We start from the raw sequence: 18,288 nt of genomic DNA, 5'->3' as shown, positions 1-18,288 counted from the left end.
GTGCACGTGACGTTGCAGGCACATGAGACAATCGCCACCCCTCCCCACAGCCTCTGGACACATACCATGAACCGCTGCGACACCCCCACCCCGTCCCGACAGTGCAGGCGCGCCTCGGCCCTCGCGGCCGCCTTCTGCCTGGGCCTGTTCACCGCCGCCACGGCACACGCGCAAGCCGTGCAACGCGAATTCCCTGCAAAGGCCTTGCGCGGCTCGATGGTGGTGGTGCAGCCGCCCCTGGTGGCCATGGACGACAAGCCCACGCGCTTTGCGCCCGGTGCGCGCATCCTGGACACCAGCAACCGGCTGGTGCAGCCTTCCTCGCTGGTCAACCAGGAACTCACGGTGAACTACACGGTCGACCTGCGTGGCCAGGTTCACCAGGTGTGGTTGTTGTCGGAGGCCGAGGCGAAGGTCAAGCGCGCCGGCAGCGGCGTACAACGCAACTACGTCTTCGAGTCGCAGCAGACGCTCCCCGCCGGCACGGCGGCACCCGTCAAGACCAACTGAGCGACCCCACGCGGTCCTCGTCGCCGGCCACGCACGGCAGGCCGCAGCCATTTCCGAACGGATTTCCCATGAGCAAAAAAGTCTTCATCAAAACCTTCGGCTGCCAGATGAACGAGTACGACTCGGACAAGATGGCCGACGTGCTGGGCGCGGCGCAGGGCTATGAGCCCACGCAGGACGTGGAGGAAGCCGACCTCATCCTCTTCAACACCTGTTCGGTGCGCGAGAAGGCCCAGGAGAAGGTGTTTTCCGATCTCGGCCGCGTCAGGCACCTGAAGGAGAAAGGCGTTCTGATCGGCGTGGGCGGTTGCGTGGCCAGCCAGGAAGGCGCCGAGATCATCAAGCGCGCGCCCTACGTGGACGTGGTGTTCGGTCCGCAGACGCTGCACCGCCTGCCTGAGTTGCTGAACCAGCGCGCGCGCCAGGCCTTGCCGCAGGTGGACATCAGCTTTCCCGAGATCGAGAAGTTCGACCACCTGCCGCCTGCCAAGGTCGAAGGCGGTTCGGCTTTCGTTTCCATCATGGAAGGCTGCTCCAAGTACTGCAGCTACTGCGTGGTGCCCTACACGCGCGGCGAGGAAGTGAGTCGCCCGTTCGACGATGTGCTCGTGGAAGTGGCAGGCCTGGCCGACCAGGGCGTGAAGGAAGTGACGCTGCTGGGCCAGAACGTGAACGCCTACCGCGGTGCCATGGGCGACACCAGCGACATCGCCGACTTTGCGCTGCTGCTCGAATACGTGGCCGAGATCCCCGGCATCGAGCGCATCCGCTACACCACCAGCCACCCCAACGAGTTCACACCGCGCCTGATCGACGCCTACGCCAGGATCCCGAAGCTCGTGAACCACCTGCACCTGCCGGTGCAGCACGGCAGCGACCGCATCCTCATGGCCATGAAGCGCGGCTACACCGCCATGGAGTTCAAGAGCACCGTGCGCAAGCTGCGCGCGATCCGGCCCGAGCTGTCCATGAGCAGCGACTTCATCGTCGGTTTTCCCGGTGAGACCGACGAGGACTTCGACAGGATGATGAAGCTCATCCTAGACGTCGGCTTCGACGCCAGCTTCAGCTTCATCTTCAGCCCGCGCCCCGGCACCCCGGCGGCCAACCTGCCCGACGACACGCCGCACCAGGTGAAGCTGCGCCGGCTGCAGCACCTGCAGGCCGTGATCGAGGACAACGTGAAGCGCATCAGCGCCAGCCGCGAGGGCACGGTGCAGCGCATCCTGGTGGAAGGGCGTTCGCGCAAGAGCGAGGCCGAACTCATGGGCCGCACCGAGTGCAACCGCATCGTCAACTTCGACGGCGGCGCACAGGCCGCGCGCCTGATCGGCCAGATGATCGACGTGCGCATCACCGAAACGCGACCCCACTCTCTTCGAGGTGAAGTCCTCGTGCGCGAAACCACGTGAAGCCGATGCGCTTTTCCTTCCAGCAGTTGCTGCTGGTGGCTTTTCTGCTCATCGGTGTGCTGCTGGGCGCGGCGGCGTTGCGTGCGCTGTTCTCGCTGGAGACGCTCATGGCGCAGAGCCGTGAGAGCGCGGCACAGGCCATCGCGCTGTCCACCGCAGCGCAGTCGCTCTCCGAGCGCAGCCTGACCATGGAGCGCGCGGCGCGCCAGTCGCTGGTGCTGCGCGACAACCAGTTGCGCCAGCGATTCGAGGAAGCGGCGGGCAACGCGCGCGACATCCTGCGCCGGCTGGAAGACAACGAACTGCCACCGGAATATGCCTACAACTGGCGCGAGCGGCTGGACGTGATCGTCGGGCTGCTCGATGGCCCTGCGGAGACGGCGCTGGACCGCGAGCGCGAGGTGGCGCGCGTGTTCCGTGAGATCGACGGCCACAGCGCGTCGATCGCACAGAAGGTGCAGTCCATCATCGGCATGCGCAACGACGCGCTGCAGGCCCGCTTCGAAACCAGCCGCCAGGAACTCACGCAACAGGTGGTGGGCTCGATCGGTGTGGCGGCGGTGATGGCACTGGCCTTCGGCATCTGGCTGGCGCGGCCGTTCCAGCGGCTGGAGAAGGCCATCCAGGGCCTGGGCGAGAACCGGCTGGACGTGCCGATCGACATTCCCGGCCCGTCCGACGTGCGCCGCGTCAGCCAGCAGCTGGACTGGCTGCGCCTTCGCCTGACCGAGCTCGACGCCGACAAGGCGCGGTTCCTGCGCCATGTGTCCCACGAACTCAAGACGCCGCTGGCTTCGATGCACGAGGGCGTTGCCGTGCTGGGCGATGGCGTGGCCGGCGCGCTCAACCCCAACCAGGCCGAGGTGGTGACCATCCTGCGGCACAACACGCAGTTGCTGCAGCACCAGATCGAAGCGCTGCTGCGCTTCAATGCCGCCGCCTTCGAAGCGCGCCAGCTCAAGCGCGAACGCACCGACCTGCTGGCGCTGGTCGAGGACCAGATCGACACCCAGCGCCTGCAATGGCAGGCCCAGGGCCTGCGCGTGCACGCCGAGGGAACGCCGGTCGTGCTGCCGATCGACCGCGAGAAGATCGCCTCGGCCGTGGGCAACCTGCTCTCCAACGCGATCCGCTTTTCACCCCAGGGCGGCGAGATCCGGCTCACGCTGGTGGAGCTGCCTGGCCGCGCCTGCCTGGACATCCTCGACCAGGGCCCCGGCGTGGCCGAGCCGGATCGCGACCGCATTTTCGAGCCGTTCTACCGCGGCGAACGTCAACCCCAGGGCGCTGCGCGCGGCACGGGCATCGGCCTGTCCATCGTGCACGAGTACATTGTGGCCCACGGGGGTCGCATCGAACTGCTGCCCCGGCGCCAGGGCGCCCACTTCCGAATTGAACTCCCATGCTGAGCGTTTTCCATTTGAATCCACCTCGCGCTTCGCGCATCGGTCTGTTCACTGTGCTGGCCTGCACGCTGGCCGCCTGTGGTACCGCACCCGCTGCGCCACCCGTGGAAACCAATCCAGTGGCCCCATCGATCTCGGCGCCTTCTCCAACGCCACCGCCGCCACTGACCGTGACGCCGGTGCAACCCCCACCGGTGCAGCCGCCGGTGGCGCTCGACTCGGAAACACGACCGGTCCCCGACGTCATCACCGCGCTGCTCACCTACGCTGAACGCCTGCGTGTGCTCAATCCCACCGACCTGGCCGCCGAGATCGTGGTGCTGGGCGATCCGGGCAATGTGCCGCTGCGCCAGATGCAACTGGCCCTGGCCCTCATGCACACGCACCAACCCGTTGACACCGCGCGCGCGCTCGGCCTCGTGCAGCGCGTGGTGGGCCACCCAGGGCCGGAGAGTCTTCAGCTCAAGCCCCTGGCCCGCCTGATGGCCGAACGCCTGTCGGAAATGCGCCGGCTGGAGGAAACCACGGAACGCCAGACACAGCAACTGCGTGAGAGCCAGCGTCGCATCGAACAGCTCAACGAACGCCTTGAAGCCATGCGTGCGATCGAGCGCAGCCTGAACTCGCGCCCGAGCGCCGCCCCGGTGCCACCGGCATCTGCGCCAGCCCCGGCCCGGCCTGCCACGCCCTGAGCGGATACAGCCCGATGAACGCCGCCGTCGCCACCGCCAACCCACCGGGCACGCCCCGCGCGCGTCTGCTGGTGGTGGACGACGACGCCGACATGCTGCGCCTGCTGGCGATGCGCCTGGGCTCGGCCGGGTACCACGTCACCTCGGTGGGCTCGGCAGAGGCCGCGCTGGCACAGCTCGACATTGAACGCCCCCAGCTCGTGCTCTCCGATGTGCGCCTGCCAGGACGCGATGGACTGGCGCTCTTCGACGACATCCGCTCGCGCCACCCTTCGCTGCCGGTGATCCTGCTCACCGCGCACGGCACCATTCCCGATGCGGTGGAGGCCACGGCGCGCGGCGTTTTCACCTACCTCACCAAGCCGTACGACGCCAAGGAACTGCTGGAGAAGATCGCCCAGGCGCTGGCTCTGGGCGCGCCAGCCCACCAGAACACCCACATCGACGAAGCCTGGCGCAGCGAGATCGTGAGCCGCTCCAACCGCATGGCCGATGTGCTGGCCGAAGCGCGACTGGTGGCGCAGAGCGACGCCAGCGTGCTGCTGCGCGGCGACTCCGGCACGGGCAAGGAAATGCTGGCGCGCGCCATCCACAAGGCCAGCGCGCGGGCGAACAAGCCTTTCGTGGCGGTGAACTGCGGCGCCATCCCCGAGGCGCTGCTCGAATCCGAACTCTTCGGCCACATGAAGGGCGCCTTCACCGACGCGGTGGCCAACCACAAGGGCCTGTTCCAGACGGCAGATGGCGGCACCCTGCTGCTCGACGAGATCGGTGACATGCCACCCGCGCTGCAGGTCAAGCTGTTGCGCGTGCTGCAGGAACGCGCCGTGCGCCCCCTGGGTTCGAGCCAGTCGTTGCCGGTGGACGTGCGCATCATCTCGGCCACCCATCGCGACCTGGAAGATGCGATGGCCACGGCGCAGTTCCGTGAGGACCTGTACTACCGGCTCAACGTGGTGACGCTGACGCTGCCGACGCTGGCCGAGCGGCGCGAAGACATTGCCCTGCTGGCCAACCACTTCCTGGCAAAACTTGCCGCCAAGTACGGCAAGCGCAGCTCCGGTTTTGCGCCCGAGGCGCTCAAGGCCCTGACCATGGCCGCCTGGCCGGGCAATGTGCGCCAGCTCTACAACGTGGTGGAGCAGGTGTGCGCGCTGTCCACCACGCCGCTGGTCTCGCTGGCGCTGGTGCAGCGCGCGCTGCGCACGCCGTCGGTGGAGGTGCTCAGCTTTGCCGATGCCAAGCAGCGCTTCGAACGCGAGTACCTGGTCGACCTGCTGAAGATGACCGACGGCAACGTGGCCGACGCGGCGCGGCTGGCGCAACGCAACCGCACGGAGTTCTACCGTTTGCTGCAGAAGCACGCCCTCACGCCCGGCCTGTTCAAAAGCGATGGTTCCGGGGTTCCTCCAGGCCTGGGCAATGACCCTGTCGCCGATGAGTGACAAGCACAAGTCGTTGTTCTTGAAAGAATTTTTCTGAGTACCGGGGGTTGCTGTCGCTGAACGGCGACAAAAACGCGTACTTTCAGCCCCCGGGAATACCCTGATCCTTGAAGAAATCGGGCCGCTCTCTGCAAGTGCTTGATTCAAAAGCACTTTTCCGCGCTGGCACAGCCTTTGCCCTATACAGGGCATGACCCTGTCTTTTTCCCCTTCCATCACGCGCCGGCGGTTCCACCGCTGGACCGTGCTGGCTGCCCTGCAAGCCTTGCTTCTCGGGGCGTCGGCACAGGCGCAGACCTTTGACTTCGACAGCGTGAGCCGGCTGGCGCAAACCCGCGCCGCCGAACCCTACCGCGCAAACAGCGACAAGTTGCCCCCCGAGCTCGCCAACATCACCTACGACCAGTTGCGCGACATCCGGTTCAAGCCGGCCCAGTCCGTCTGGCGCGCCGAGCAGTTGCCTTTCGAAGCCCAGTTCTTCCACCTCGGCCTGTACCAGACCGAGCCGGTGCGCATCCACGAAATCACGCCGCAGGGCACGGTGCGCCACCTGCCCTACCGGGGTGCTGACTTCGACTACGGGAAGAACACCTTCGATCCCGCACCCTGGGGCGATCTCGGCCATGCGGGTTTTCGCCTGCACTACCCGCTCAACGGCACCGCGTACAAGGACGAGCTGATCGTCTTCCAGGGCGCGAGCTACTTCCGCGCGCTCGGCGCGGGCCAGCAGTACGGTCTGTCTGCGCGCGGCCTGGCCATCGACACCGTGGGCGGCAGCGGCGAGGAATTTCCCCGCTTCTCCGAGTTCTGGATCCAGCGGCCTGCTGCTGGTGCCACTGAAGTGACGGTGCTGGCGCTGCTGGAATCGCCGCGCGCCACCGGCGCGTACCGATTCGTGGTGCGCCCGGGTCAGCAGACCACCACCACCGTGCATGCCCGCATCTACCTGCGCGCGGGCGCCGGGCCGGTGAACACGCTCGGCATTGCACCGCTCACCAGCATGTTTCTTTCGGGCGAGAACCAGCCCCCGGTGGGCGACTTCCGCCCCGAGGTGCACGATTCCGACGGCCTGATGATGGTCAGCGGCGAAGGCGAGTGGATGTGGCGCCCGCTGCAGCGCCCGAACGCCATCGCCGTCAGCTCGTTTGCCATGCAGAACCCGCGCGGCTTCGGGCTGATGCAGCGCGACCGCAGCTTCGCCAGCTACGAAGACGTGGAAGCCCGTTACGAGCGCCGGCCGAGCGCATGGATCAAGCCCCTGGGCGACTGGGGTGCTGGCCGCGTGGAACTGGTGCAGTTGCCCACGCCCGACGAGACGCACGACAACATCGTGGCCTACTGGGTGCCCAGCGCCCTGCCTGCCCCCGGGCAGCCGCTCGAAGTGGCCTATGAAATGGCCTGGCAGGGCGACAACCAGCAACGCCCGCCCTCGAGCTGGGTCACGCAGACGCGGCGCGGCTATGGCTTCACGCGCCTCACGCCTGCCGAGCAGCTCAAGCAACCGCAGTTCGTGCTGGATTTCACTGGCCCCGCGCTGGAAGCCCTGCCCGCCGGTGCACCGGTGCGCGCCGTGGTCACCGCCAACGCCAACGGGCGCGTGATCGAAGCCCTCGCCTATCCCAATCCCGCCACGCGCACCTGGCGCGTGAGCTTGCGCGTCGAGCGCATCGATGCGACGCAGCCGGTCGAGCTGCGCGCCTACCTCCAACACATCAACGACACCGTGAGCGAAACATGGACACATCTGCTGCTACCCGAGTGAGCGTTAACCCTCACCTGCGCGAAGAGCGCCATCCGAATTCGGTGACCGCGCCGCCGATCAACCGCGGCTCGATGCCGCCTCGCCCCTGGCGTGGTTTCTGGAACAGCCTCGGCACGGCAGTGGTAAGCGCCGCCAACCGGGCATTGCCCCCGTACCAACAGGGCGAGGCAAGCGGTGAAGTGGCCGAGCCGCCCATGGCCTGGCAGCGCGCGGCCAACCGCCGCCGCGCCGTGTTTGCGCTGCTCACGGTGCTGAGCACCGCGTTCGCCACCAGCCTGTTTGCCGATGCCCAGCCCGTGCACCCCAACCCCTGGCTGCAGTACGGCCAGCTCGCGCTGTTCGCCCTGCTCTCGGCCTGGGTGGTCACCGGTTTTGTCACCGCGCTCATGGGCTTCTGGGTCTCGCTGCGTGGCGATGCCCACACGCTCTCGGCCGCCGCGGTGCGCGACCATGCCATGAACCCGGACGCGCGCACGGCGATCATCATGCCGATCTGCAACGAGGACGTGCCGACCGTGTTCGCCGGCCTGCGCGCCACCTGCGAATCGCTCGCCGCCACCGGCCACGCCCGCCAGTTCGACGTGTTCGTGCTTTCCGACAGCTACGACCCGGCCATCGCCGCGGCCGAGAAGTCGGCCTGGGAAGACCTGCGCGCCGCACTCGCCGCGCAGCCCGACCTGCCCCCGATCGAGGTGTACTACCGCCTGCGCACGCGCCGCACGCACCGCAAGGCCGGCAACGTGGCCGACTTCTGCCGTCGCTGGGGCAAGGACTACCGCTACATGGTGGTGCTCGATGCCGACAGCGTCATGAGCGGCAGCTGCATCGTCTCCATGGTCAAGCTGATGGAAGCCAACCCGCAAGCGGGCATCGTGCAGACCGCCACGCAGGCGATTGGCCACGCCACGCTGCACGCACGCGCACAGCAGTTCGGCTCGCGCGTCACGGGTCGCCTGTTCACGCTGGGCATGCAGTTCTGGCAGCTCGGCGAGTCGCACTACTGGGGCCACAACGCCATCATCCGCGTCGAGCCCTTCATGAAGCACTGCGCGCTGGCGCCCATCAAGGGCACGGGCGGCATGTCGGGCGGCATCATGTCGCACGACTTCGTCGAGGCCGCGCTGATGCGCCGCGCCGGCTACCACGTGTGGCTGGTCTCGGACCTGACCGGCAGCTACGAGCAGCAACCGCCGGATCTGCTGAGCGAACTGCAGCGCGACCGCCGCTGGTGCCAGGGCAACCTGCAGAACTCGCGCCTGATGGCCGAACCCGGCATCCACCGCGTGCACCGCACGATGTTCGCCATCGGCGCCATGTCCTACCTGTCGGCACCGCTGTGGCTGGCCTTCCTGAGCTTCGGCACCGCGCTGTGGGTGTCAGACGCGGGCATGGCCACCTTCTGGCAGGCACTGCCGGACGAGCTGCGCGCCCTGTGGGCCTGGACGCTGTCGATGCTGTTCCTGCCGCGCGTGCTGGGTCTGGTGGCCGTGTTCCTCCGCCGCGAGCAGAAGTCCTTCGGTGGCACGGCAGCGCTGCTGGGCAGCTCGGTGGTGGAAACCGTTCTGGCGCTGCTGCAGGCCCCCATCCGCATGCTGGCGCACTCGCTGTTCGTGCTGATCGCCATCACCGGCATCAAGCTGGACTGGAAGTCGCCTCCGCGGGAAGCCAATGGCGTGAGCTGGCGCGACGCGCTGACCAGCCTGGCACCGATGACGCTGGTGATCGGCCTGATGGGCCTGGGCGTGGCGGCCATCAACCCGATGGCCCTGATCTGGCTCGCCCCGGTCGCGCTGCCGCTGCTGCTGGCCGTGCCACTGACCGTGGCCACCAGCCATGTGGACCTGGGTGCATGGATGCGCTCGCGGGGTGTGCTGCTGATTCCTGAGGAGTCGTGGTCGCCTGCGGTCTTGCGTCGCGCCTGGCGCCATGCCAGCCGCTTGGCGATGACTTGACCCCCGTGACACGAAGGGCCGGCAAAGCCGGCCCTTCGTGTTTCTGGGTCGGCGTTACCTGGCGCGATGCCGGTTCCACCACATCCCGCCCAGCTGGTTGACCACCAGCCCCATGAGCACCAACCCCGTGCCCAACCACTGCTGCAGCAAAGGCAACTCACCGAAGAACACCCAGGCCGCCCACAGCCCCACCACCGGCACCAGCAGCGAGAACGGCGTGACCCGCCCGGCCGGGTGGCGCTTGAGCAGGCGAGTCCAAAGGCTGTAGGCCAGCAGCGTGGCGAACCAGGCGAGGAACAGCACGACCAGCAACGAACGCAGGCTCAGGCCCACCACCTGTTGCCACACGAGCTGCGGTCCATCCATCCAGAAAGCCAGCAGCAGAAACGGCACGATGGGGAACACGCTGCTCCAGACGATGAAAGGCAATGGGTCGTAGTCGGCCACGCGGTTGGCCAGGCGCGCCACCAGGTTGGACACCGCCCACATGAAGGCCGCCGACAACGTAAGCACGAAGCCCGCCAGCGTCATCTGCCCCGGCCCGTCGCCGTGCGCCGTGGCGATCAGCAACAAGCCCGCGAGCGCCACACCGAGCCCCAGCCACTGCGCCCCCCGTGCCCGCTCGCCCAGCACCGGCACCGCCAGCAGCAGCGTGAAGAACGCCTGCGTCTGCATCACCACCGAGGCCATGCCGGCGGTCATGCCCAGCTTCAGGCCCAGGAACAGGAAACCGAACTGCCCCAGCCCCTGCGCCAGGCCATAGGCCACCATGTAGCGCCACGGCAGGTTCGGAAACTTCACGAACAGCAGAAAAGGCAAGGCCGCCAGCGCAAAGCGCAGTGCGCCCAGCAGCATCGGGCCGACATCCTGCAGGCCCACTTTCATCACCACGAAGTTCAAGCCCCAGATCACCACCACGCCGAGCGCGCAGAGCAGATCACCCCGGGACAGCGGCAACACCGTCACGCGTGTGCTCTCACCGGGCGGCCTTGCGCCTCGCGCGCGGCCACGAAAGCCTCGAAAGCCTCCGTGCTGGTCTTGCGCGGCACGTAGCCGAAGCGCTCTTTCAGCGCCGTGTTGAGCAACACCGGGCGGTAGCGCAGGAAATCGAGCTGTTCCGGGCCGTAGCGCGTGAAGCCCAGCGCGGAACCCACCCGCAGCGCGGTGCGCAGCAGGCCGGCAGGCAGCACGCGCGGCCGCTTGTTCAGCCGGTGCGCGATCTCGAACAGAGTGAGCGCGCCATCGCCCGCGAGGTTGTAGCAGCCGGGCACACCCTCGCCGCTCAAGGCGTGCACGATGGCGCCGGTCACGTCTTCGTCCCAGATGAACACGAAGGGGCTGTCGCTGCCGGCAATGGCGAGGATGCGCGGCTTCTCGAACAGCGCGGTGATCTGGTTGTCGACGCGCTCGCCCAGGATGGTGCCGATGCGCAGCACGGTCTGGCGCAGGCCGGGATGCGCCGCGCGCGTCTCGGCCAGCATCTCTTCCACGAGCCGCTTGTGGTGCGCGTAGGCAAACACCTCGTTGCCGCGCAAGGGGTGATCTTCGATCAGCCAGGCCGGGTTGTCGGCGTGGTAGCCGTAGGCGGCACCGCTGCTGGAGACCACGAGGTGCGCCACGCTATGCCCCAGGCAAGCAGCGATCACGTTGCGCGTGCCACCCACGTCCACCGAGTGTTCGAATGCTCTGTTCGAATCCTTGCCCGGGGTGACGATGGAAGCCAGGTGCACCACGGTGTCGATGGCCTGGCGTGCCACCGTATCGGCCAGGGCTGCGTCGCGCACGTCCTGCGCCACGTACAGCACGCCGGGCAAGCGGCGCTCGGCAGGCACTTCGCGCACATCCACCGCCACCACCTGTTCAACGCCCGAGCGCTGCGCGAGCGTGGCGACCAGACCGCGCCCAAGAAAGCCGTCGGCGCCTGTGACCAGCACGCGCCGGGCGGCAGGTACCTTGGTCATGGCCGCGAAGCGGTTGGTACACCACCCTTCAGCGGCCGCTTCGCCCACCAATCCGCCAGAACCAGGCCGGCGATGATGTCCCAGAAGCCCCACACGCCGGCCACCACGGCCATGCCGCCCAGCCCTCCGAAGAAGCTGAAGATGATGACCAGGCCCAGCCCCGCGTTGCGGATGCCGACCTCGATCGACAACGCACGGCGGTCGTAGTCCGGCAGGCCGGCGGCACGCGCAATGGCATAGCCGGTGCCGAAGGCCAGCGTGTCGTGGATCACCACCGCCAGCAGCACCAGGCCCACGTAATCGAGGAAGTAGCGCCAGTTGCCGGCGATCGCTCCAATGATGAAGGCAATGAGCGCGAGAAAGCTGATGATGCGCACCGGCTTCTTGAAGCGCGCGGTCCAGTTCGGGAAGCGGTGCGCACACGCGATACCGAGCACGAAGGGAATGCCGATGATCAACAGGATGTGGCCGAACATCTCCAGCGGGTCGAGTGCGATGGTCTTGAGCAGCGGCGCGGCGGTGGGGTGGATGCCGCCCCAGAAGGCGAAGTTCAGCGGCATGGCGACGATGGCGATCGCGTTGGACACCGCCGTCATCGAGACGCTGAGCGCCACGTTGCCGTTGGCGCGGTGCGTGAGGATGTTGCTCACATTGCCGGGCGGGCAGCAGGCCACGAGGATCATGCCCAGTGCAATGCTGGAGCCGGGTTGCAACACCAGCGTGAGCACATAGGTGATGGCGGGCAACGCAATGAACTGCGCGACGATGCCCACCGTGAACGCCAGCGGCATGCGCATGACGCGGCGGAAATCTTCGAGGCGCGTGTCCAGCGCAATGCCGAACATGAGGAAGGCCAGCACCGCGTTGAGCACGGCCAGCGAGGCCGGGTTGAAGTTCAGTCGAATTTCGTCCACGGGCAGCATCGTTTGTCTCCTGTTGTGGTTGTTCTGATCAGGCCAGCGCCTCGGACGCCTTGCGCACCGCGGCGCGGTAGACGTCCTTGTTCACGTAGTAGGCCATGCGCTCGAGCTGCAAATACTTGTAGCCGCCGGAGAGATCCGGCGGTGGACCGGCCTTGGCAGCCTTGAGCGCGGCGGCACTGGTTTGTTTCTTGTCGAGCCCCTTGAAGTAGCGCGCCACCAGTTCAGCCTGTTCGTAGCGGCCCTGCCATCCCAGGCCACTGGCCTCGACCATGCCGAGCACGGCCAGGCGATCGAAGCGCGGCGCGAAGATGTTGAGGTAGAGAGCAGGCGCCATGCCTTTCCAGTTGAGTAGCGCGTGATCAAGGAAGGGGTAGTGCAGCTTGTAGCCGGTGGCCGCGAGGACGAGGTCGTAGTCGCCCCGGCTGCCGTCCTTGAAGTGAACGGTGTGGCCGTCCAGCCGCGCGATGTCGGCGCGCACGCCCACGTCGCCATGGCCGATGTGGTACAGGATGAGCGAGTTCACCACCGGGTGCGACTCATACATCTTGTAGGCCGGCTTGGGAAAACCGAAGCGCACCGGATCGCCCGTGAACCACTTGAGCACCGTGCTGTCGATCTTCTGCTTGAGCCAGGGCGGCAGCCTGATCTTGCCGCCCACCGAGTCGGCCGGTTTGCCGAACACGTACTTGGGCACGAAGTAGTAGCCACGGCGCACCGAGATGTCCACGCTGCGCGCCTGGTGCACCGCGTCCACCGCGATGTCGCAACCCGAGTTGCCCGCGCCGACGATGAGCACGCGCTTGAAGCGGAACAGGTCGGCGTGCTTGTAGGCCGAGGTGTGCAGCAACTCGCCGGCGAAGCGGCCCTCGAAGCTCGGCATGTTGGGCTCAGCCAACGTGCCGTTGGCGATCACCACGCCCTTGTAATCGGCCACCGCGTGCTCGCCATTGGCATCTTCGGTCGTGATGCGCCACAGCGTGTCGCTCGCATCGCTCACCGGCTCCACCTTCAGCACACGCGTACCGAAGCGGTAGTGCTCGCGCAGCTTGAAGTGATCGGCGAAGGCTTTGAAGTAGTCGAGCAGTTCGCGGTGGCTCGGGTAGTCGGCCACGTGTTCGCCCATGGGGAACTCGCTGAACTCCGTCATGCGCTTGCTGGAGATCAGGTGCGCCGACTGGTACACCGTGGAGCGCGGGTTGTGGATGTTCCACAGGCCACCCACGTCGGTGTGGGCCTCGAAGCCCTGGAAGGGAATGCCGTGCTTCTGCAGGCAGCGCGCGCCGGCCAGGCCAGAGGGGCCGGCGCCGATCAACGCGATCTGTTCGGTGGTGTTCGTCATGGTTTCCTGATGCCGGGAATCTCGGTAGCGCCCGCTTCGCCCACGCGCGGCTTGCGCGGCTGGCCCAGCAGGATGCGGTCGTGCAGTGGTGCAGGCAACAGCCCCAGCAGGCGCGAGAGCCAGCCAATGCGCCGTGGCAGCACGATGTGTTCGGTGCCCGCCGCCACAGCCGCCAGCAAACGGCGCGCGGCTTCGTCGGGTTCGAGCAGGCCAGGCATGGCGAAGCGGTTGCCGGCGGTGAGTGCGGTGCGCAGGTAGCCGGGGCTGATGGTGTGCACCGAGAGCGCAGTGGGCCGCAGCTCGGCGCGCAGGCTTTGCAGGTAGGCGATGAGGCCGGCCTTGCTGGCGCAATACGCGCCGTTGCCCGGCATGCCGCGCCAGCCCGCCACGCTGGCCACGCCCACGAGCGCGCCGCGCTGGCCGCTGGCGCGCATGGGCTCCAGGAACGGCTGGAAGGTGGTGGCCGCGCCCAGCAGGTTGATCTCCAGCATGCGGCGCATCACCGCCAGGTCGCTGGCCTGCGCAGTGTCGAAACCACCGGCCACGCCCGCGTTGGCAATCACCAGGTCGGGCGCGCCGAAGCGGCCGATCCAGTCGGTGGCCACGGCCTGCATGGCGGTGGCATCGGACACATCGGGCTGGTAGATCGCACAGCGGTCGGGCGCCAGCGCGGCCAGCGCATCGAGCGCCGGCCTCTGCAACCCCACCAGCGCCACGCGCGCGCCACCGGCGATGAGCTCGCGCGCCAGCGCCTGGCCCAGGCCACCACAGGCGCCAGTCACCACCGCGTTCTGAAAACTCGCCACGCTCAAACCCGTTGCCTCCTCAAGTTGCTGCCCGCAATGTAGTGGGGACTAGAATTCGTCTCGAAATAATTTACTGATTCGTCTCATTTTTCGAGATATGAGCACCGAACCCGATCTCAGCCCCGGCCTGCGGCTCATGGAACTGCTGGAGCTTCTCACGCGCCACGCCCAACCGCTGGCCCTGCCTGAAGTGATTGCCTTGACCGGCTGGCCAAAGCCCACGGTGCACCGCATGCTGGCACAACTGGAGCAAGGCGGCTGGCTGGTGCGCGAACCCGATGGCCGCCGCTACGCCATGGCTTCGCGCCTGCTGCGGCTGGCCGAAGGCGCATTGGGCAACAGCACGCAGCAGGGTGTGCGCCACGCCGTGTTGCGTCAACTGGTGAATGAGGTCGGTGAAAGTTGCAACCTCACCGCGATGTCGGGCGCCGAGGTGGTGTACCTGGACCGCGTGGAGTCGGCGTTTCCCCTGCGCCTGGAATTGCGCCCGGGCACGCGCGTGCCAGCGCACTGTTCGGCCAGCGGCAAACTCTTCCTGGCCTGGATGGCCGCTCGCCAGCGTCGCGCGCTGCTCGATGGACTGGCACTGACCCGTTACACCGCGCACACGCTGACCGAGCGCAAGGCACTGGAGGCCGAGCTCGAGACGATTCGCCGCGACGGCCACGCGGTCGACGCGGAAGAATTCGTGGAAGGACTGGTGTGCGTGGCCGTGCCAGTGTTCGCACCAGGCCAGCGCACGGTGCGCTGTGCGCTGGCCTTGCAGGCGCCAGCCGCTCGCATGACGCTGGTACAGGCGCGCTTGCAACTGCCTCGCCTGCAGGCTGCCGCGCAGGCGCTGGCGCGCACGCTCGGCTGAGCAGATTCAATACAGCGTGTCGCGCTGGCGCGCGGGCAGCGCGCGGTCGTAGGCCGCACCGTCGATGCCCGCGTTGGTGACAGCCGTGAGAATCTCGCCCGCCGTGGGCACCCGGGCCGGTTCGCCGGCTTCCCACAGCTTCGCGCGTTTCATGGCGCGCGCGCACTGGAAGAACACCGTCTCCACCGTGATCACCAGCACGCACCGGGGCGGCTTGCCCTCCATCGCCAGGCGTTGCAACAGGTCCGGCGCCACCGAGATGCGTGCGCGCCCGTTCACGCGCAGCGTTTCGCCCACGCCGGGCACCAGAAAGAGCAAGGCCACGCGCGGGTCGGCCAGGATGTTCTTCAGGCTGTCCACCCGGTTGTTGCCGGCGCGTTCGGGCAGGAGCAGCGTGTGCTCGTCCTGCACCGTCACCAGCCCGGCCGGGTCGCCGCGTGGCGAGGCGTCCAGCCCATCAGGGCCTGAGGTGGCGAGCACCGCGAAAGGCGAGGCCTCGATCCAACGCTGGTAGACCGGGTGCAGATAAGGCACCTCCTTGCGCAACGAGGCCTCGCTCAAGGGGCCGAACAGCGCCAGAAGCGAAGCGAGGTCGTCGATGGTGTGGGGGTCGGGCGTGGTCGCCATGGTGGTGTGGCTTTCAGCCCATGCCGGGCAGCTTGGGCATGCCTTTCATGCCGCCCATGCGTTTCATCATCTTCATCATGCCGCCACCCTTCATCTTCTTCATCATGTCCTGCATCTGCTCGAACTCCTTGAGCAGGCGGTTGACTTCCTGCACCTGCACGCCCGCACCGGCGGCAATGCGGCGCTTGCGCGTGGCCTTGATGATCTCGGGCTTCTTGCGCTCCTTCAGCGTCATGCTGCAGATGATGCCCTCCTTGCGCTTGATGTCCTTCTCGGCGCGGCCCATGTCGACCTGGCTGGCCTTGGCCGCCATGGCGCTGGGCAGCTTGTCCATGAAGCTGGAGAGGCCCCCCATCTGCTTCATCTGGCGGATCTGGTCGAGGAAGTCGTTGAGGTCGAAGCCCTCCCCGCTTTTCACCTTGGCTGCCAGCTTCTGAGCGGCGGCAACGTCCACACCGGCTGTGACCTGTTCCACCAGCGCCAGGATGTCGCCCATGCCCAGGACGCGCTGCGCATGGCGCTCGGCATCGAACACCTCCAGGCCATCGAGCTTCTCGGACACACCCGCAAACTTGATCGGCGCGCCGGTGATCTGCCGGACCGAGAGCGCCGCACCACCGCGCGAGTCGCCATCGAGCTTGGTGAGGACGATGCCGGTCAGCGGCAGCGCGTCCTTGAAAGCCTTGGCGGTGTTGATCGCATCCTGGCCCTGCATCGCGTCCACCACGAACAGCGTCTCCACCGGCTTGAGCACCGCGTGCAGTTCCTGGATCTCTCGCATCAGGGCTTCGTCGATCGCCAGCCGGCCGGCGGTGTCGACCAGCAGCACATCGAAATAGTGCTTGCGCGCGTAGTCGATGGCCGCGCGCGCGATGTCCACCGGCTTCTGGTCGGGCGTGCTGGGGAACCACTCGGCGCCGGCCTGCGCCGTCACGGTCTTGAGCTGTTCGATGGCGGCGGGGCGGTAGACGTCGCCCGAGACGGTGAGCACCTTCTTCTTGCGCTTCTCGATCAGATGCTTGGCCAGCTTGGCCGTGGTGGTGGTCTTGCCCGCGCCCTGCAGACCGGCCATGAGGATCACCGCCGGCGGTTGCGCCGCGAGGTTGATGTCGGCCACGCCGTCGCCCATGGTGGCGGCGAGCTCGCGGTTGACGATGCCCACCAGCGCCTGCCCAGGCGTGAGCGAGCCCACCACCTCCTGGCCCAGCGCCTTCTCCTTCACGCGGGCAATGAAGTCGCGCACCACTGGCAGGGCCACATCGGCCTCCAGCAAAGCCATGCGAACCTCGCGCAGCATGTCGGTGACATTGGCCTCGGTGATGCGGGCCTGGCCGCGCATTTCCTTGACGATGCGTGATAGACGGTCTGATAGGGCTGATGCCATGCTGCGCTCGGGTTGGGGAGAGACGTCGCCGCCGCGCCCGCTCGGTGCGGGCCGGCCGGCGGCCGGATTGGCCGGCGGGTCGGCGCGGCCAGGGCGCACAAGGCCCGTTAAACTGTGCGGATGATTTTAGAGCCTGATCAAAGTACCCCTGGATGAGCCTCTTGTCCGCGCTTGCGTCCAGCCTGCCGGTCACCGTGCTGTCCGGTTTCGCGGCGTTGGCCTATGCCGGGTTGGCAGTGGCACAGGCCCGCATGTCCGCCGCCCAGAGCCGGGTCTTGCTAAGCCTGGCCTGGCTGCTGCACCTGGTGGTGCTGGTGCTCGGCCTGTTCGAGCAACCCGCGCGCTTCGGCTTCGCGCCCGCCCTCTCGATCACCGCCTGGCTGGTGCTCACCGTCTACCTGGTCGAAAGCCGCCTGTTCCCGCAGATGCGCGCGCGCTGGGTGCTGGCCGTTCTGGGCACCCTGGTCGTCTTGCTCGCCCTGGTGTTTCCCGGCTCACCGTACCCGACGCTGCGCTCGAACTGGCTGCCCCTGCACTGGGCCCTGGGCATCGCTTCGTATGGCCTGATCGCCGCGGCGGTGGTGCACGCGTGGCTGATGCAGCGTGCCGAACGCGCCATGCGCCTGGGCACCGCCACAGAATCCTCCATGCCCCTGCTCACGCTGGAGCGCCTGACCTTCCGCCTCGTGGCAGCTGGCTTCGCGCTGCTCAGCGCCACGCTGCTGGCAGGCTGGTACTTCTCCGAAAGCATGAACCACCGCTGGGTCTGGGACCACAAGTCCACCTTCTCGGTGCTCTCCTGGCTCACCATGGGTGTGCTGCTGTGGGGTCGCTGGCAGCTCGGCTGGCGCGGTCGCGTGGCCGTGCGCACCCTGTACGTGGCAGCGGGTTTCCTGCTGCTGGGCTACGTTGGCTCGCGGTTCGTGCTTGAAGTGCTGCTGCAACGCAGCTAAGGCCCGTCGACATGAAATACCTGCTCGTTCTGGCCGTTGTGCTGATCGCCTTCTATATATGGCGCAACAACCGCCTCACCGATCGGAGCGATGCCGCCCCCCCCAAGGCATCTCCCCGGAAACCGAACACGCCGGCCATCATGGTGGCCTGCCTCGAATGCGGCACCCATCTGCCGGACACCGAGGCGGTGCGCGGTCGCGATGGCGTGTACTGCAGCCTCGAGCACCAGCGCCAACACGAAGCCAACGCGCACTGA

17 protein-coding genes are annotated in these 18,288 nt (G+C 67.3%); 10 read left to right on the top strand and 7 right to left on the bottom strand.

Annotated elements, in window-relative coordinates:
* The first annotated feature begins 66 nt into the window (after positions 1-66).
* From ACTIF6_RS01445 to mdoH, 7 genes are all read left to right on the top strand, one after another.
* Complete coding sequence (locus tag ACTIF6_RS01445; protein WP_439586220.1) at positions 67-510, top strand: hypothetical protein; 444 nt, start codon at positions 67-69, stop codon at positions 508-510.
* Positions 511-578: 68 nt separating this feature from the next.
* Positions 579-1,922 (top strand): tRNA (N6-isopentenyl adenosine(37)-C2)-methylthiotransferase MiaB, encoded by a 1,344-nt coding sequence (miaB, locus tag ACTIF6_RS01440; protein ID WP_439586219.1) that lies wholly within the window; start codon positions 579-581, stop codon positions 1,920-1,922.
* A 5-nt stretch (positions 1,923-1,927) separates the two neighbouring features.
* On the top strand, positions 1,928-3,331 hold the full coding sequence (locus ACTIF6_RS01435; RefSeq protein ID WP_439586218.1) for a sensor histidine kinase: 1,404 nt from the start codon (positions 1,928-1,930) through the stop codon (positions 3,329-3,331).
* Entirely contained in the window at positions 3,325-4,020 is a 696-nt protein-coding gene (locus ACTIF6_RS01430) for a hypothetical protein (protein ID WP_439586217.1), read from the top strand. The genes ACTIF6_RS01435 and ACTIF6_RS01430 overlap by 7 nt, the downstream gene beginning before the upstream one ends.
* Positions 4,021-4,034: 14 nt before the next feature.
* On the top strand, positions 4,035-5,465 hold the full coding sequence (locus tag ACTIF6_RS01425; protein WP_439586216.1) for a sigma 54-interacting transcriptional regulator: 1,431 nt from the start codon (positions 4,035-4,037) through the stop codon (positions 5,463-5,465).
* Between the two features lie 190 nt (positions 5,466-5,655).
* Positions 5,656-7,227, top strand: coding sequence for a glucan biosynthesis protein G (locus ACTIF6_RS01420; RefSeq protein WP_439586215.1), 1,572 nt, complete (start codon positions 5,656-5,658; stop codon positions 7,225-7,227).
* Complete coding sequence (mdoH, locus tag ACTIF6_RS01415; RefSeq protein ID WP_439586214.1) at positions 7,200-9,179, top strand: glucans biosynthesis glucosyltransferase MdoH; 1,980 nt, start codon at positions 7,200-7,202, stop codon at positions 9,177-9,179. Before ACTIF6_RS01420 ends, mdoH begins: the two co-directional genes overlap by 28 nt.
* A gap of 54 nt (positions 9,180-9,233) precedes the next feature.
* Here mdoH and ACTIF6_RS01410 read toward each other — a convergent pair whose 3' ends face one another.
* Genes ACTIF6_RS01410 through ACTIF6_RS01390 form a run of 5 tightly spaced genes read right to left on the bottom strand, consistent with a single transcriptional unit; the run spans position 9,234 to position 14,208 of the window.
* Complete coding sequence (locus ACTIF6_RS01410; RefSeq protein ID WP_439586213.1) at positions 9,234-10,145, bottom strand: EamA family transporter; 912 nt, start codon at positions 10,143-10,145, stop codon at positions 9,234-9,236.
* Positions 10,142-11,140 (bottom strand): SDR family oxidoreductase, encoded by a 999-nt coding sequence (locus ACTIF6_RS01405; RefSeq protein ID WP_439586212.1) that lies wholly within the window; start codon positions 11,138-11,140, stop codon positions 10,142-10,144. The genes ACTIF6_RS01410 and ACTIF6_RS01405 overlap by 4 nt, the downstream gene beginning before the upstream one ends.
* Positions 11,137-12,063, bottom strand: a complete 927-nt coding sequence (locus ACTIF6_RS01400) for a bile acid:sodium symporter family protein (RefSeq protein ID WP_439586211.1) — start codon at positions 12,061-12,063, stop codon at positions 11,137-11,139. Before ACTIF6_RS01400 ends, ACTIF6_RS01405 begins: the two co-directional genes overlap by 4 nt.
* Before the next feature lie 28 nt (positions 12,064-12,091).
* Positions 12,092-13,402, bottom strand: a complete 1,311-nt coding sequence (locus ACTIF6_RS01395) for a flavin-containing monooxygenase (RefSeq protein ID WP_439586210.1) — start codon at positions 13,400-13,402, stop codon at positions 12,092-12,094.
* A complete protein-coding gene (locus ACTIF6_RS01390; protein WP_439586209.1) occupies positions 13,399-14,208 on the bottom strand; it encodes an SDR family oxidoreductase in 810 nt (269 codons plus the stop codon). The genes ACTIF6_RS01395 and ACTIF6_RS01390 overlap by 4 nt, the downstream gene beginning before the upstream one ends.
* 97 nt (positions 14,209-14,305) lie before the next feature.
* On the opposite strand from ACTIF6_RS01390, the gene ACTIF6_RS01385 reads away from it, so the two are divergent.
* Complete coding sequence (locus ACTIF6_RS01385; protein ID WP_439586208.1) at positions 14,306-15,067, top strand: IclR family transcriptional regulator; 762 nt, start codon at positions 14,306-14,308, stop codon at positions 15,065-15,067.
* A 6-nt stretch (positions 15,068-15,073) separates the two neighbouring features.
* On the opposite strand, the gene ACTIF6_RS01380 is transcribed toward ACTIF6_RS01385, so the two are convergent.
* The gene (locus ACTIF6_RS01380; RefSeq protein ID WP_439586207.1) at positions 15,074-15,694 is read right to left on the bottom strand and encodes a pyridoxamine 5'-phosphate oxidase family protein; all 621 of its coding nucleotides are present in this window, start codon (positions 15,692-15,694) and stop codon (positions 15,074-15,076) included.
* 13 nt (positions 15,695-15,707) lie between these two features.
* Entirely contained in the window at positions 15,708-17,078 is a 1,371-nt protein-coding gene (gene ffh, locus ACTIF6_RS01375) for a signal recognition particle protein (RefSeq protein WP_439586206.1), read from the bottom strand.
* A 152-nt stretch (positions 17,079-17,230) separates the two neighbouring features.
* Between ffh and ACTIF6_RS01370 the strand changes: the two genes are divergently transcribed.
* Both ACTIF6_RS01370 and ACTIF6_RS01365 read left to right on the top strand, forming a co-directional pair.
* Complete coding sequence (locus tag ACTIF6_RS01370; RefSeq protein WP_439586205.1) at positions 17,231-18,031, top strand: cytochrome C assembly family protein; 801 nt, start codon at positions 17,231-17,233, stop codon at positions 18,029-18,031.
* An 11-nt stretch (positions 18,032-18,042) separates the two neighbouring features.
* Positions 18,043-18,288 (top strand): PP0621 family protein, encoded by a 246-nt coding sequence (locus ACTIF6_RS01365; protein ID WP_439586204.1) that lies wholly within the window; start codon positions 18,043-18,045, stop codon positions 18,286-18,288.

The sequence above is a fragment of the Hydrogenophaga sp. genome (assembly GCF_051860785.1).
GTDB lineage: Bacteria > Pseudomonadota > Gammaproteobacteria > Burkholderiales > Burkholderiaceae_C > Hydrogenophaga.
The sequence above is the reverse complement of the archived record's forward strand: the minus strand, read 5'-3'. Positions and strand labels throughout refer to the sequence as shown.

Excerpts from the sequence above, each read along its gene's own strand:
- ACTIF6_RS01445 (WP_439586220.1), top strand. The coding sequence starts at position 67 with ATGAACCGCTGCGACACCCCCACCCCGTCCCGACAGTGCAGGCGCGCC.
- miaB (WP_439586219.1), top strand. The coding sequence starts at position 579 with ATGAGCAAAAAAGTCTTCATCAAAACCTTCGGCTGCCAGATGAACGAG.
- ACTIF6_RS01435 (WP_439586218.1), top strand. The coding sequence starts at position 1,928 with ATGCGCTTTTCCTTCCAGCAGTTGCTGCTGGTGGCTTTTCTGCTCATC.
- ACTIF6_RS01430 (WP_439586217.1), top strand. The coding sequence starts at position 3,325 with ATGCTGAGCGTTTTCCATTTGAATCCACCTCGCGCTTCGCGCATCGGT.
- ACTIF6_RS01425 (WP_439586216.1), top strand. The coding sequence starts at position 4,035 with ATGAACGCCGCCGTCGCCACCGCCAACCCACCGGGCACGCCCCGCGCG.
- ACTIF6_RS01420 (WP_439586215.1), top strand. The coding sequence starts at position 5,656 with ATGACCCTGTCTTTTTCCCCTTCCATCACGCGCCGGCGGTTCCACCGC.
- mdoH (WP_439586214.1), top strand. The coding sequence starts at position 7,200 with ATGGACACATCTGCTGCTACCCGAGTGAGCGTTAACCCTCACCTGCGC.
- ACTIF6_RS01405 (WP_439586212.1), bottom strand. The coding sequence starts at position 11,140 with ATGACCAAGGTACCTGCCGCCCGGCGCGTGCTGGTCACAGGCGCCGAC.
- ACTIF6_RS01400 (WP_439586211.1), bottom strand. The coding sequence starts at position 12,063 with ATGCTGCCCGTGGACGAAATTCGACTGAACTTCAACCCGGCCTCGCTG.
- ACTIF6_RS01395 (WP_439586210.1), bottom strand. The coding sequence starts at position 13,402 with ATGACGAACACCACCGAACAGATCGCGTTGATCGGCGCCGGCCCCTCT.
- ACTIF6_RS01385 (WP_439586208.1), top strand. The coding sequence starts at position 14,306 with ATGAGCACCGAACCCGATCTCAGCCCCGGCCTGCGGCTCATGGAACTG.
- ACTIF6_RS01380 (WP_439586207.1), bottom strand. The coding sequence starts at position 15,694 with ATGGCGACCACGCCCGACCCCCACACCATCGACGACCTCGCTTCGCTT.
- ffh (WP_439586206.1), bottom strand. The coding sequence starts at position 17,078 with ATGGCATCAGCCCTATCAGACCGTCTATCACGCATCGTCAAGGAAATG.
- ACTIF6_RS01370 (WP_439586205.1), top strand. The coding sequence starts at position 17,231 with ATGAGCCTCTTGTCCGCGCTTGCGTCCAGCCTGCCGGTCACCGTGCTG.
- ACTIF6_RS01365 (WP_439586204.1), top strand. The coding sequence starts at position 18,043 with ATGAAATACCTGCTCGTTCTGGCCGTTGTGCTGATCGCCTTCTATATA.